Genomic DNA, 12,313 nt, shown 5'->3' with positions numbered 1-12,313 from the left:
GCCATGACCTCCTTCGCCCCCGACTCCCTGACCCTGAACCGCAAGCTGCCGCTGTGGTATCAGGTCTCCCAGTCGCTGCGCGCCTCGATACTGGGCCGCCGCCCCGAGGACCCGCTGCGGCTGCCCACCGAGGACGACCTCGCCGGGCACTACGGCGTCAGCGTGCTCACCATGCGCCAGGCGCTGAAGGAACTGGAGGAGGAGGGCCTGATAACGCGGCACCGCAGGCGCGGCACCTTCATCGAGCCGGCGGCGCTGCGCGGCGCACCGGTCAAGCTGCTCGGCTCGGTCGACGCGATCGTGGCCCAGCAGTCCGGTGGGCACACCGCGGTGCTCCAGTACGGGCGCGCGCCGCTGCCGCCGGAGGTGCGCGAGCACTTCCCCGATCTGACGGAGGCGATGGCATACCGGCGGCTGCGCTGCGACGAGGCGGGCGAGCCCACCAACTGGGCGGAGAATTTCGTCCGTCCCGACCTGGCCGCCGGGATCGATCTGGCGGACCTGGAGCGCTGGCCGATGACCAAGGTGCTGCGTGACGTGCTGGGGGTCCGGATCAGCCGGATCACCGACACCGTCGAGGCGCGGCTGGCGGACCCGGAGACCGCCCGGCTGCTCCAGGTGCCGCTGCTGAGCCCGATCCTGCACTACACCGGGGTCACCTACGACGGGTCGGGGCGGGCGGTCGACGTGGTGCGGATCCACTACCGGGGCGACCGGTTCTCCTTCACCGTGACGATGGAGGCGCGCTGAGGGGCCTCAGTAGCATGCATGCGGTGAGCGACGACGCGCCTTTGCTGCACGATGTGATGCCGTGGTCCGTGCGCCCGCTGCGGATCGGCCGCGGCTGGCCCATGGCGCCGGACGCCGCCACGCTGCGCGACCGCTGGGCTCTGTTCACGGCCGAGCGGGGCGAGGCGGAGCGGGCCGCGCTGCTGCACCCCACCCGGGCGCGCGGGCTGCACAGCCGGGTCGCCCAACTGCCGGGCCACCGCACCGCGACCACCGCGCTGGCCCGGGAGGTCGGCCGCTGCCCCGAGCCGGTGCTGATCCAGCACGGCGCCCACGACCGGCTGTGGCTGATTCCCGACCACCGGCTGATCGACGCCGCACGGCCCGAGTTGTGGCGGGTGCTCGACGACGAGCAGATCTTCGCCGTCGAGCAGGCGTATCTGCCCGAGGTGCGCGAGCCCGCCGTGGCCTTCAGCGCGCTGCTGCCCGACGGCCGGTCACCGGCGGGCCGGCCCGGCCGGATACGCCCGCTGTTCCGGCAGCCGGGCGGCCGCGACCCCAACCTGGCGCCCGGGCTCGTCGGCCTGCTGTCGGAACGGCTGGGCACCGGGGTCACCCCGTGGGACGTGCTGGCCTGGGTCGCCGCCGCGGCAAGGCCCGCGCCCGGCGGCAGCGAGGTGCCCCTCCCCGCCGACCCCGGCGACTGGCGGACCGGTCTGGCGCTGGGCGGCCGGCTGCTGTGGCTGCACACCCGCGGCGCCCGCTTCGCCGACCCGGCCGCCGGACGCGACCCGGGCGCCCCGCGGCTGCCCGGCGGCAGCCGGCCCTACGTCCGGGCGCCGCTGCCCGCGGCGCCGCGCGCGGAAGAGCTGGAGTACGACCGCGACCAGCGCGAACTGCGGATCGGTGAAGGCCGGATCTCGCCGGTGTCCCCCGCCGCCTGGGACCGTACGGCCGGCGGGGTGCGGGTGCTCGAAGCGTGGTGGGAGCGGCGTACGGCGGCGGGCGCACCGGGTTCGCTGGAAGCGCTGCGCCCACCGCGCTGGTCCCGCTCCTGCACCTCGGACCTGCTGGAGGTGGTCAGCGTCCTGACCCTGCTCGCCGACCTGGACGCGGCACGCCACGCCCTGGCCGGCAGGCTGTCGGAGCGGCCGGAGCGGACCATCACCGGGACGGCGCTGCGGGACGCCGGAGTGCTACCGGTACCGGCGGCCAGGCGCAGGCCGGCGTCCGTGCTCGACCACCGTGAAGAGGGACCCGACGGTCAGTTCGCGCTGGTGTGAGCGCGGGGCAGCGGGGCGCGGAGGTCCGCAACCGCGGGGCCGGCCGGCGGGGAGAGGCGGGCACGGCCAGGGCGGCGGTGAGGACGAGGGCGCACCGAAGCACCGCGGGAGCGCAGCGCGATCAGCGAGGACCGCTCAGCGGCGGTTGCCGAACAGCGACCTGCGCAACCGGCGCAGCGGGGCGAAAAGCGAGACCCTGGCACCGCGGTTCGCCGTGGTGTGGGCGGTGTTGCGCGAGGTCAGCTCCCGCATCAGCACGGTCGCCTCCTCGGTCTCGCGCTGCGGCAGGGCGGGCCCGGCCAGTATCGCCAGATGCCGGTCGAGTCGCGCACTTGACGCACCCGTTCCCGCACTGATGGCAGGCACTCTCGGCCTGCCGTGCATCGCTATCTGTTCCATGACTCTCCCCACCCTGACGAGGGCACCCGGCCCGGGCAGGCTAACCCTATCGCCCCGCCGCGTCACGTGCGCATCCCCCGTCCGACCCGGAAGCCCGATTCACCACCACCACAAGGGCGTTGACAACTTCCAGGTTCCGCAGTCGAACGGTGGCAGGAACCGTACTCCAGTTCTGCCGCCGCCGCCGACCACGGGCCGGCGGGTGTCCGGCGGCGCGGTACCCGAACGGAAAAAGACTGGGCCAAAAGGACGCGGGTGCCCGATCATGGACACATGTCCGCGACACCCTGTGAACCGAGGAGGCAAGTGCCGCCCACCACCGGACCAGGAACGGGCAGGGCCGCCGAACCGACCGCCCCGCACCGCGCCCTTCCCATCCACCTGCGGCTGGACGACAGTGACTCGCCGTCGGATGTGGTGGACGCGCTCTTCCTCGGCCGCTTCACCTCGGGCGAGCACCCTTTCGCCAGGGGCGCCTCGCTGGACACCGTCAAGTCCGGGCTCACCCTGCTGCCGCCGGGCGCCACCGTCCTGCGGCAGGCCCGCGACAAGGACCGCAGCGCCACCCTCGCCGAGGGCGACGGCTGGACGATCCTGATCTCCCGCTGGAATCGCGGCGCCGACGTCACGGTGGCGGCCGTCACCGACGACGTCGCCGAGCAGGTGCTCAAGTCGTCGGTGGAGGACGCGGAGGACGAGCCGGAGCCGGAGCCGGAGAGCGTCACCATGGGCTTCTGGTACGTCTCGCCGCGCCGCGGGCCGCACCGCACGACCCGGCAGATCTCCGCCGCCACCTGGGAGGAGCTGCGCGGCAATTACACCGCGCCGGTCGCCGAGGCGATGGACGGCCTGATGAAGCTCAGCGTGGACGACATCACCGGCAGGCTGCTGCTCCTGCACGGGCCGCCCGGCACCGGCAAGACGTCGGCGCTGCGTACGCTGGCGCGCTCCTGGCGGGACTGGTGCCAGGTCGACTGCGTTCTCGACCCCGAGCGGCTGTTCAACGACGTCGGCTATCTGATGGACATTGCGATCGGCGAGGACGACGGCACCGCCGGCGGTCGCTGGCGGCTGCTGCTGCTCGAGGACTGCGACGAGCTGATCCGCGGTCAGGCCAAGCACCAGACCGGCCAGGCGCTGTCCCGGCTGCTGAATCTCACCGACGGTCTGCTCGGCCAGGGCCGCAATGTGCTGGTGGGCATCACCACCAACGAGGACCTGGAGCGCCTGCACCCCGCGGTGGTCCGCCCCGGCCGCTGCCTGGCCAGGATCGAGGTCGGCCCGCTCAACCGCGACGAGGCCGTGAACTGGCTGGGCACCCCGGAGGGCATCGGCCGCGACGGCGCCACACTCGCCGAGCTGTACGCCCTGCGCCGCGGTACGACCTCCGCGCTCCCGGTCCCCGCCCAGGCCGCTGACGGACTGTATCTGTGACACGACCCGCGCCGCGGTACGCGCGTCCACCCGGCGGGGACGGGCCGCTCAACGGCCCATGCCTCGCAGAGCAGTACGGCTAGGGCCTGTCCGGCGGATCTTGGCGGATCAGCCTGCGGCGTCCGGTGCCGTACATCGCAAGGCGGAGAATCGTCCTCGTACCGGGTCGTACAAGGATGATTCGACAACGCTGGGGGCACCTCCCGCCGAAGGCAGGGGGAGGGGTGCGGTGCCGGGCGTCGCAGGCCCGGCATGATCCGCCGGACAGGCCCTAGTCGCCGTACGCGGCGCGCAGCGCCTCCTCCACGGCGGCGCGGGCCGCCGCGCGGTCCAGGCCGAGGCGGCGGCTCCGTTCGACGTACGCGGTCGCGGCCGCGGCCACCTCGCGGGCGCGGGCGTCGGCGGCGGCCACATAGGTGCCGTGGCGGCCGCGGGTCTCGATCACACCGTCCGCCTCAAGCGCCCGGTAGGCCTTGGCGACGGTGTTGGCCGCGAGCCCGGACTGCTCGGCGAGGCCTCGGACGGTGGGCAGTTTGTAGCCGACCGGCAGCCGCCCCGCGCGCGCCTCCTCCGCGATCTGGCCGCGCACCTGCTCGTACGGTGCGACGGCCGACTTCGCGTCGATGGTGATCTCCAACGTCATATCGGGGATCCTGGCACAACCGGTGCGGCCAGGGGGACGGCCCGGTCCGGTCCGTCCGGATCGAACGCGATCCGGTCGCCGCTCTCGTGCAGGTGCGTCAGGAAGGGCACCCCCGCGCGGTACGCGTCCAGGCCCGCGCGGCAGTAGGCGACCATGTCGTGCGGCAGGTCGTCCAGCGGATACCAGCCCAGGCCCGAGCACTTGTCCGGCTCGCGGTTGACCGGCTCGGCGCCGGCTGCGAGCCGGCCGGTGAAGAACCAGCCGATCCTGGGGCGGCCGTCGGGGCTGCGGTGCTGCATCACCACCGCCGCCTCCAGCTCGTGCGGTGCCAGGTCGACGCCGATCTCCTCGCCCGCCTCCCGGATCATCCCGGCCCTGACGTCCTCACCGTCCTCCAGATGCCCCGAGGGCACGTGCAGCAGCCCGTCGGCGTATCCGGTACCGGCCCGGCGGGCGAGCAGGACGTCCCGGCCGCGCAGCAGAACAAGATGGACGTCGACGATCTCGGTGTGCCGTCGCGGCGGGGCGGGCCTGACCACTGCCGCGTACCGCTCGTCGGCGACCTCCCGGCCCCACAACGCGGGGTCGGAGCCGAGCTGGTGGATCACGGTGGACCCGCCGAGGCCCGCGGTCAGGCGGGCGAGGGTGTCCGCGGTGATGCCGACCGGGCTGACGGCGCCCCAGCGGCCCTCGATCAGCACGAGCCTGCCGCCGGGCCGCAGCAGCCGCGTCCAGTGCCGGAGCACGGCGGCCGGGTCGGGCAGCATCCACAGCACGTGGCGGACCAGCACCACGTCGAAGCGGCGGGCGCCGACCGGCGGCCGTGCCGCGTCGCCGACCACCACCCGGGCACCGGTGTCCGCCAGCTTCGCGCGCGCCCGCGCGACCATCTGCTCCGACAGGTCGACCGCGGTCACCCGGTGGCCGTCCGTGGCGGCGAGCAGCGCCAGGCTCCCGGTGCCGCAGCCGAGGTCGAGCACGTCAGACGGCTGGTCAGGCAGCCATGACCGCAGCCGTATCGCCCAGGCGTCCCTGACCCGCGGATCGCGCAGGCCGTGGTCGGGCTCGTCGTCGAATCGGTCGGCTGCGGCGTCCCAGAACTGGCGTCCCGCGGTGTCGGTGGTCATGGGATCAGCGTGCCACCCGGCACTGACAGCGGCCGGATCCGGCAGGTCTGCGCTGCGGCCGGCCGGTTCACCAGCTGGGGCGGATCGGTCCCGCCGGGGCGAGTTCGACCAGCTCGTCGCGCAGCGCCAGCAGCCGCTGCTCGCCCACCATCTCCACCCACGGCCTGACCGCCTCGGCGGCGGCCGCCTCGGCCACGCGGGCGCAGCGCCAGCCGCGGTCGGTGAGCAGGATCAGCCGGGCCCGCGCGTCGTCGGGGTGCGGGCGGCGCTCCACGTATCCCTTGCGCTCCAGCTCGTCGACGATCTGGCTGGCCGCCTGCCGGGTGAATCCGAGGTGCGCGGCGATGTCGGTGACGGTCGCGCCGTCGGGGGCGAGCCGGGTGAAGACGAAGCCGTGCGTGGGGCGCAGATCGTCGTAGCCGTGGGCCACCACACCGGTGTGGATGTCCTGGACGAGGGACCCCGTCGCGCTGAGGAGCGCGGCGGTCAGGCTCATCGCATCGGAGTTCTTCATCGGAGCAGCTTGACACAGTGAGCAAGCTGCTTGAGTATGTAGGAAAGCAGCTTGAGCAAGTTACTTGAGTAAATTGCTTGAGTAAGTCTCTTTCCTATCGGGCGCGCTGTCCGGCCCGCCCGATCCGTTCCTCTGGGGGTCACCATGCCTTTCGTCGCTGCGAGAGAAGCCGTTGTCCACGACATGCACGGGGTGCGCTTCGTGTCCCATGCGGCATCCGCGCTCGGCAGTAAGGAGTTGTGCGCCTGGCGCTGCGAGGTGCCCGCCGGCAGCGGCGGGCAGCCTCACACGATCAGCCGCGAGGAGGTCTTCCTCATTCTGTCCGGCACGCTGGAGCTGACGATCGACGGCGCCTCACGGCTGCTCGGCGAGGGTGACGTGGCGATCGCGCCGGCCGGCTCCCTCCTCGCTGTCGCCAATCCGACGGAGGAGCCGGCCGGCATGTGGGTCACCACGAGTGTGGGTCTGACAGCCATACTGCCCGACGGTTCGCGGATATCCCCGCCGTGGGCTAGCTGACGGCCGACAGGCAGTTCGTCGCAGTGGCGTGCGCGGGGTCCAGCGAGTTGGCCACCTCGTGGAAGGCGATGCGGTCGGTCAGGCCGATCGCGACATGCTCGGAGACGTCGACCGCGCACAGGTTCTGCAGCAGCACGTTGTGGACGTCCGGCCCGGACAGCGCCTGGGTCGTATACGGGGTGACGACCTCGTCGTAGAGGGTCGAGATCACGGTGTAGTGCACTCCGGGCACGGTGTCGCCACCGGCGTTGAGCGTGCGGATGAAGGGGGATCCGGCCACCTGGTCGGCCAGGCCGGGGGTGTTGTCCTGGAGGAAGTCCGCGGCGCCGGGGAAGTACGGAAGGAGCTTCGTCAGGCCGTCGAGGGTGGTGCCGTGGTTGTCCGGGGCCAGTGCGACCAGGGAGTTCACCTTGGCGGCGCCGCCGAGGAATTTCAGGTAGTAGTTCGGCATCATGCCGCCCTGGGAGTGGCCGACGAGGTCGGCCTTGGGGGCGTGCGTCGCGGCGAGCACCCGGTCGGTGAAGGCGGAGAGCTGCCGGGCGGAGTCGGCGATCGGTCCGAGGCCGCCGATCAGGTTCTCGCCGGGCAGCATGCCGTAGTCGAACGAGTAGACGCAGTAGCCACGATCGACCAGATAGGGGGCGAGGACCAGCCAGTTGTCGGTGCCGTTGGCGAAGGTGCCGTGCACCAGGACGACGGGGCGGGGGTGTTGCGCGGAGGGGTGGCAGGAGAAGTCGTTCCAGCCACTGGAGGGCGCCGAGCCGGCGGACGCGGCGGCAGTGGGGACCAGCACCGCCGTCGCAGTGAGGGAAAGCGCGGCCAAGAGCCGGCGCCAGGGCAGCTTCATAGGATCTCCTCGCAGGTCAGGACATGAGGGGGCACGTTCGCCCTGTGTGATCCGGATCACTGACTTGCCGGGCTCATGACAAAGTTACGCACGAGTAGAAAGCGAGGGATAGTTACGCGCGGGTAAAAAATCGGCGGCCTGCGTCACCGCCCCCGGCGCCGCGTGCCCGTCAGATCCGGGGCCAGTGTGGCCGGATGGACGACGTCCGGTCCGAAGCGGTGGCGGGCACGGTCGGCGGCGGCCTCCACGGTGCGGGCGCGGGTGTCGGCGGGGTCGAGGCTGAGCTGGTGGGTGGCGTCGGCGGCGGGCCGCAGGCGGTCGGCGGTCAGCGCGTAGCCGCGGACCCTGGCGCGCTGCAGACCGAGGGAGGCCAGGATGCCCAGGGCGGTGACGGCCAGCAGGGGCGAGTGGGCGGTGGGTTCGGGCAGGGCGCGGGTGCGGGTGGTGGCGCTCTGGTCGGCGTACCGGAGGGTGAGCATGAGCCGGCTGGCGACCTGGGCCTCGGTCCGTAGCCTGCGGCCGAGTTCCTCGGCCAGTCCGAGCACGGCACGATGATGGTGCGCGGGGTCGAGGCAGTCGCGGTCGAGGACGAGGTCGGCGGTCATACGTGCCGCGGGGGCCTGCGGGGTGACCGGGCGGGGATCGCGGCCCCGGGCCCGCTCGGCCAGGAGGCGGGCCGGGCCGGCTCCGAGAAGGCGTTGGAGGGTCGCCGCGGGGAGGTCGGCGACGTGGCCGATGGTGTGCAGGCCGTATGTGCCGAGGGCGGTGGCGGTCGCCCGGCCGACACCGGGCAGCGCGGTCACCGGCCGCGGCCGGAGCCAGGCGTCCGTGGCGGCCTGGTCGTGGGGGATCCGGGTGGTGTGTCCGGGCTGCGACACGGCTGCCGCCATGGCGGCGAGCATGCGGTTGCCGGCCAGGCCCGCGCTGCTTTCGATGCCGTACAGGCCCATGAGCCTGAGCTTCGCCATCTCGACCAGGTCGTGGGGATCGCGGTCGAAGTACCGGAGGGCCGAGGTCAGGTCGAGCTGGACGGCGTCGGGCGGGAAGGCCTGCACGTGCGGGGTGATGCCGCCCAGCAGGTCGAGCACGTCCGCGTACCGGTCGTCGTCCGGTAGGCCGTGCAGGTGCAGGTGGGCGATGTGCCTCGGGCGCGGGGTCGTCATCCCGCGCTTCCCGGGCTGCGGTGGCCGAGCTTGCGCAGGTCGGCTGAGCGGCTGCCGGCGGGCTCCAGGTCGGCGTAAGGGTGCAGCCGGGCCCCCGCCGTGCCGTCGGCGAGGGTGCGCCGCGGCTGCGCGGGGGTGGGCTGCGGGCGGTCCGCGCCGAGCAGCGCGAGGGCCGCCTCGGGGCCGTTGTCGCGCCGGGCGGCGGCGATCCGCTCCAGGTCCCAGGCCATGGTGCCGACGACGGTGCGCCGGGTGCCGCGGACCTGCACCGTCCCGCGGACCAGCAGCAGCCCGGAGTGGAAGACCGTGTGGGCGCAGGCCTCATGGGAATCCTCGAAGAAGGCCAGGTCCACCAGCCCGGAGCCGTCCTCCAGGGTGACGAAGATGATGCGCTTGCCGCTGGCGATCGGCGGGGTCTGGGTCGAGGCGCGCACCCCGGCGACCAGCACCTGCTGTCCGGCCCGCAGGTCGGCCAGGTGGGCGGCGTCGGTCGCGCCGATCTCCCGCAGCAGCCGGTGGTGGTGCTCCATCAGGTGCTTGGAGACGTCGATGCCCAGGGTGCTCAGTTCCGCGCCGAGGGCTTCCCGCCCGGTCATCTCCCGCAGGCCGCTCGGTTCCGCCCCGCCGACCGCGCCCGCCTCGATCGGCAGCTGGCCCTCGCCCGCGGTGCGGACCCGGGACTGCCGGTGGAGTTCGGCGATCTGGAGCAGCAGGTCCCGCCGGGTCAGCCGCCCGTCGTGCAGGTCGCGCAGGGCGCCGATCTCGGCGAGGCGTTCGGCGACCGGCCGGCTGGGGTGTCCCCGCTGCCAGAAGTCGGACAGGGATCCGTACGGCTGCCCCGCGGCGATCCGCGCGCACTCGTCCGCGCCGATCCCGCGCACTCCGGACAGCGCGAGCCGCACTCCCCACCGGCCCCCGTCGGCCCGCTCCACGGTGTGCTCCGCCTTCGAGCGGTTGACGTCGACCGGCAGGACCGGCACCCCGCGACGCCGGGCGTCGGAGACGATGACCCGCTTGGGCCACATCCCCGGATCGTGCTCCAGCAGTCCCGCCAGCAGGAAGGCCGGGAAGTGCGCTTTCAGCCAGGCCGACTGGAGGGCGGGCACGGCGAAGGCGACGGCGTGCGCCCGGCAGAAACCGTAGGCGCCGAAGGCCTCGACGCTCGCCCAGACCCGGTCGCGGACCTCGGGGGTGTAGCCGCGGGCGTCGGCCTCGTGGTGGAACCAGTCCCTGATCCTCGGCAGCCGGCCGGTGTCCCCCAGCGCCCGCCGGGCGATCTCGGCCATCGCCAGGTCGCAGCCGGTCAGGACGCTGATCGTCTCGATGACCTGCTCGTGCCAGATCGTCACCCCGTAGGTGTCGGCGAGCACCGGCTCCAGGTCCGGGTGGGCGTAGTGCGGGTCACCGCCGTGCCGGGCGGCGATGTAGCGCTCGGGCATGCCGCCCTGGACCGGGCCGGGACGGAAGAGGCTGATGTCGGCGATGACGTCCTGCACGTCCCGCGGCTGCAGCCGGGACAGCAGGTCCTGCTGGCCGGGCGACTCCAGCTGGAACATGCCGATCGTCTGGCTCTGCTGGATGAGCTTGAACGCGAAGACGTCGTCCAGCGGGACCTGCCCCGGGTCGTCCAGGTCGATACGGTCGCCGGTGGTCCGCTCGATCTCCGCGACGGCGTGGGCCATCGCGGACTGCATCCGCACCGCGAGCACGTCCAGTTTGATGTTGCCCAGCGCCTCGACCTCCTCCTTCGCCGCCATCACCATCGGGTAGTCGCCCTGCGGGGTGGGCTGCACCGGGAGGCGGTCGAGCAGCGTCGCGTCGCTGATGATCACCCCGCAGGGGTGCATGGCCATGCCGTGCACCAGCGAGTCCAGCCCCTCGGCCAGCTCCCACAGCGGCCCGTATCTGTCCGCCTCGGCGGCGAGGCCGCGCAGTTCCGGCAGTTCGGCGAGAGCGCCGGTGATGTCGGACGCCCGCAGGTGCGGGAAGCTCTTGGCGATCCGGTCCACCTCGTCGGGGGCGATCCCCAGTGCGAGGCCGGTGTCGCGCAGCGCCCTGCGGGCCCGGTACGTCTCGGGCATCGCGGTGACCGCGACCCGCTCGTGGCCGAACCGGCGGAAGATCGCGTCGTAGCACTCCAGCCTGCGCGCGGACTCCACGTCGATGTCGATGTCGGGCAGCGAGTCGCGCCGGACGCTCAAGAAGCGTTCGAACAGCAGGCGGTGGTCGAGCGGGTTGGCCGTGGCGATACCCAGCGCGTGGCAGACCATCGACCCCGCGCCCGAGCCGCGGGCCGCGACCCGGATGCCCAGTTCCCTGATGTCGGCGACCACCTGGCCGACGGCGAGGAAGTAGGCGTCGAAACCCATTCGGGTGATGATCTCCAGCTCCTCCGCCATCCGCTCGCTCGCGGCCCGGTCGTGGTGCAGTCCACGCCGGACCAGGCCTGCCATCGACTTCTCCCGCAGCGCTTCCGTGACGCCGCGCGGGCCGGCTCCGACGACCTCCGCCTCGGGGAAGTGCCGGGTGCCCAGGCCGATGTCCCGGGGGGACAGCAGGCAGGCGGCCGCGGTGGCCGCGGTGTCGGCGAGCAGCCGCCCTGCCCGGCGCGGCCCCATCCCCGCGCATTCGGCGATCTCCTGCGCGACGCGGGCCATCTCCTTCTCGCCCTTGAGCCAGCGCTGCCCGCCGTCCAGCCGGCGCCGGTCGATGGGCCGCAGCAGCCGGGCGGCGTCGAGGACGTCGGCGAGCCGGTGCTGGTCGGGGTCGGCGTAGCGGACGGCGTTGGCCAGGACCGCGGTCGTACGGGTCCGGTCGGCGAGCGCGAGGGTGCGGGCGGCCAGCCGCAGGGAGCCGGGGCCGGTGCCCGGCCGGCCGTGGACGACCGCCTCAAGGCGCAGGTCCTCGCCGAAGATCTCCCGCCACGGCCGCAGCAGCTTCTCCGCGACGTCCTCCCGTCCGGCGGCCAGCGCCCCCACCGGCTCCGAGAGCGGCCCGAGTAGCGCGATCAGCCCCGGGCCGCCGTGCTCGCGCAGCGTGTCCCACGACACCTGGACAGGAGCGGCCCGGCTCGCCGTGCCGACGTGGGCGGCGCTGGTGATCCGGCACAGCCGCGCCCAGCCCTCCTTGTCCCTGGCGAGCAGCACGAACCGCAGCGGCGGCTCCGCCACGTGGGCGCCGCCGCGTACGGGGGTCCGCCGCCGCTGGACCGGGGGCGGCGGTGCGAGCGGGGCCACGGCGAGGTCGATCCCGAAGACCGGTCGCACCCCTGCCTCCGCGCACGCCTCGGCGAACCGCACCGCCCCGGTGACGGTGTCCCGGTCGGTCAGCGCCAGCGCCGTCATCCCCCGCTCGGCCGCCCGGAGGGCGAGTTGCTCGGGGTGCGCGGCGCCGTACCGCTCGGAGTAACCGGACGCGGCGTGCAGATGAGCGAAGCCCGCCATGCCGCACCTCCACGCTCCACCCCTTTTCAGCCATCCGCCCGATACGTTCCTCGTACGTTCGTTCGATTAGCTTAGCGCGGTCATCCCAGGTCAGCGAGTCGAATGAGCCCGTGTCGAACGATCCGGCCGCGGAAAGCGGCGGCCGGATCAAGAGGTTTCCGGCCATCTCCTCGGCCTGGCAACGGACTTGGCACCGACGGCCGCGGCCCCCG

11 protein-coding genes are annotated in these 12,313 nt (G+C 73.3%); 4 read left to right on the top strand and 7 right to left on the bottom strand.

The genetic code is table 11. The features are described 5' to 3' along the window. The first annotated feature begins 3 nt into the window (after positions 1-3). Complete coding sequence (locus BUE44_RS26135) at positions 4-750, top strand: GntR family transcriptional regulator (protein WP_073501495.1); 747 nt, start codon at positions 4-6, stop codon at positions 748-750. A 14-nt stretch (positions 751-764) separates the two neighbouring features. Next, positions 765-2,012 (top strand): type ISP restriction/modification enzyme, encoded by a 1,248-nt coding sequence (locus BUE44_RS26130; RefSeq protein ID WP_073501450.1) that lies wholly within the window; start codon positions 765-767, stop codon positions 2,010-2,012. Between the two features lie 135 nt (positions 2,013-2,147). Here BUE44_RS26130 and BUE44_RS26125 read toward each other — a convergent pair whose 3' ends face one another. Continuing rightward, complete coding sequence (locus tag BUE44_RS26125) at positions 2,148-2,411, bottom strand: hypothetical protein (RefSeq protein WP_073501449.1); 264 nt, start codon at positions 2,409-2,411, stop codon at positions 2,148-2,150. Positions 2,412-2,684: 273 nt separating this feature from the next. Between BUE44_RS26125 and BUE44_RS26120 the strand changes: the two genes are divergently transcribed. Further along, entirely contained in the window at positions 2,685-3,845 is a 1,161-nt protein-coding gene (locus tag BUE44_RS26120) for a DUF5925 domain-containing protein (protein ID WP_079190095.1), read from the top strand. A 271-nt stretch (positions 3,846-4,116) separates the two neighbouring features. On the opposite strand, the gene BUE44_RS26115 is transcribed toward BUE44_RS26120, so the two are convergent. The 3 genes from BUE44_RS26115 to BUE44_RS26105 form a co-directional block, all read right to left on the bottom strand. Beyond that, complete coding sequence (locus tag BUE44_RS26115; protein ID WP_073501447.1) at positions 4,117-4,488, bottom strand: GntR family transcriptional regulator; 372 nt, start codon at positions 4,486-4,488, stop codon at positions 4,117-4,119. Then, complete coding sequence (locus BUE44_RS26110) at positions 4,485-5,615, bottom strand: methyltransferase domain-containing protein (protein WP_073501446.1); 1,131 nt, start codon at positions 5,613-5,615, stop codon at positions 4,485-4,487. The genes BUE44_RS26115 and BUE44_RS26110 overlap by 4 nt, the downstream gene beginning before the upstream one ends. 67 nt (positions 5,616-5,682) lie before the next feature. Continuing rightward, entirely contained in the window at positions 5,683-6,129 is a 447-nt protein-coding gene (locus BUE44_RS26105; protein ID WP_073501445.1) for a MarR family winged helix-turn-helix transcriptional regulator, read from the bottom strand. Positions 6,130-6,273: 144 nt separating this feature from the next. Between BUE44_RS26105 and BUE44_RS26100 the strand changes: the two genes are divergently transcribed. Next, complete coding sequence (locus tag BUE44_RS26100) at positions 6,274-6,648, top strand: cupin domain-containing protein (RefSeq protein WP_073501444.1); 375 nt, start codon at positions 6,274-6,276, stop codon at positions 6,646-6,648. Here the strand turns inward: BUE44_RS26100 and BUE44_RS26095 are convergent. From BUE44_RS26095 to BUE44_RS26085, 3 genes are all read right to left on the bottom strand, one after another. Then, positions 6,641-7,495, bottom strand: coding sequence for an esterase/lipase family protein (locus BUE44_RS26095; RefSeq protein WP_073501443.1), 855 nt, complete (start codon positions 7,493-7,495; stop codon positions 6,641-6,643). The two genes, BUE44_RS26100 and BUE44_RS26095, sit on opposite strands and share 8 nt — an antisense overlap. 143 nt (positions 7,496-7,638) lie before the next feature. Next, positions 7,639-8,658, bottom strand: coding sequence for a DNA polymerase Y family protein (locus tag BUE44_RS26090; protein ID WP_073501442.1), 1,020 nt, complete (start codon positions 8,656-8,658; stop codon positions 7,639-7,641). Beyond that, positions 8,655-12,101, bottom strand: coding sequence for a DNA polymerase III subunit alpha (locus tag BUE44_RS26085; protein ID WP_073501441.1), 3,447 nt, complete (start codon positions 12,099-12,101; stop codon positions 8,655-8,657). The genes BUE44_RS26090 and BUE44_RS26085 overlap by 4 nt, the downstream gene beginning before the upstream one ends. Positions 12,102-12,313 lie beyond the last annotated feature (212 nt).

Source organism: Actinacidiphila paucisporea (assembly GCF_900142575.1).
GTDB classification, from domain to species: Bacteria; Actinomycetota; Actinomycetes; order Streptomycetales; family Streptomycetaceae; genus Actinacidiphila; species Actinacidiphila paucisporea.
Note: the sequence above shows the minus strand (reverse complement) of the source record. Positions and strands in the feature narration are given on the sequence as shown.

Coding starts and splice junctions, on each gene's coding strand:
- BUE44_RS26135 (WP_073501495.1), top strand. CDS start 4: ATGACCTCCTTCGCCCCCGACTCCCTGACCCTGAACCGCAAGCTGCCG.
- BUE44_RS26130 (WP_073501450.1), top strand. CDS start 765: ATGCATGCGGTGAGCGACGACGCGCCTTTGCTGCACGATGTGATGCCG.
- BUE44_RS26125 (WP_073501449.1), bottom strand. CDS start 2,411: ATGGAACAGATAGCGATGCACGGCAGGCCGAGAGTGCCTGCCATCAGT.
- BUE44_RS26120 (WP_079190095.1), top strand. CDS start 2,685: ATGTCCGCGACACCCTGTGAACCGAGGAGGCAAGTGCCGCCCACCACC.
- BUE44_RS26115 (WP_073501447.1), bottom strand. CDS start 4,488: ATGACGTTGGAGATCACCATCGACGCGAAGTCGGCCGTCGCACCGTAC.
- BUE44_RS26110 (WP_073501446.1), bottom strand. CDS start 5,615: ATGACCACCGACACCGCGGGACGCCAGTTCTGGGACGCCGCAGCCGAC.
- BUE44_RS26105 (WP_073501445.1), bottom strand. CDS start 6,129: ATGAAGAACTCCGATGCGATGAGCCTGACCGCCGCGCTCCTCAGCGCG.
- BUE44_RS26100 (WP_073501444.1), top strand. CDS start 6,274: ATGCCTTTCGTCGCTGCGAGAGAAGCCGTTGTCCACGACATGCACGGG.
- BUE44_RS26095 (WP_073501443.1), bottom strand. CDS start 7,495: ATGAAGCTGCCCTGGCGCCGGCTCTTGGCCGCGCTTTCCCTCACTGCG.
- BUE44_RS26090 (WP_073501442.1), bottom strand. CDS start 8,658: ATGACGACCCCGCGCCCGAGGCACATCGCCCACCTGCACCTGCACGGC.
- BUE44_RS26085 (WP_073501441.1), bottom strand. CDS start 12,101: ATGGCGGGCTTCGCTCATCTGCACGCCGCGTCCGGTTACTCCGAGCGG.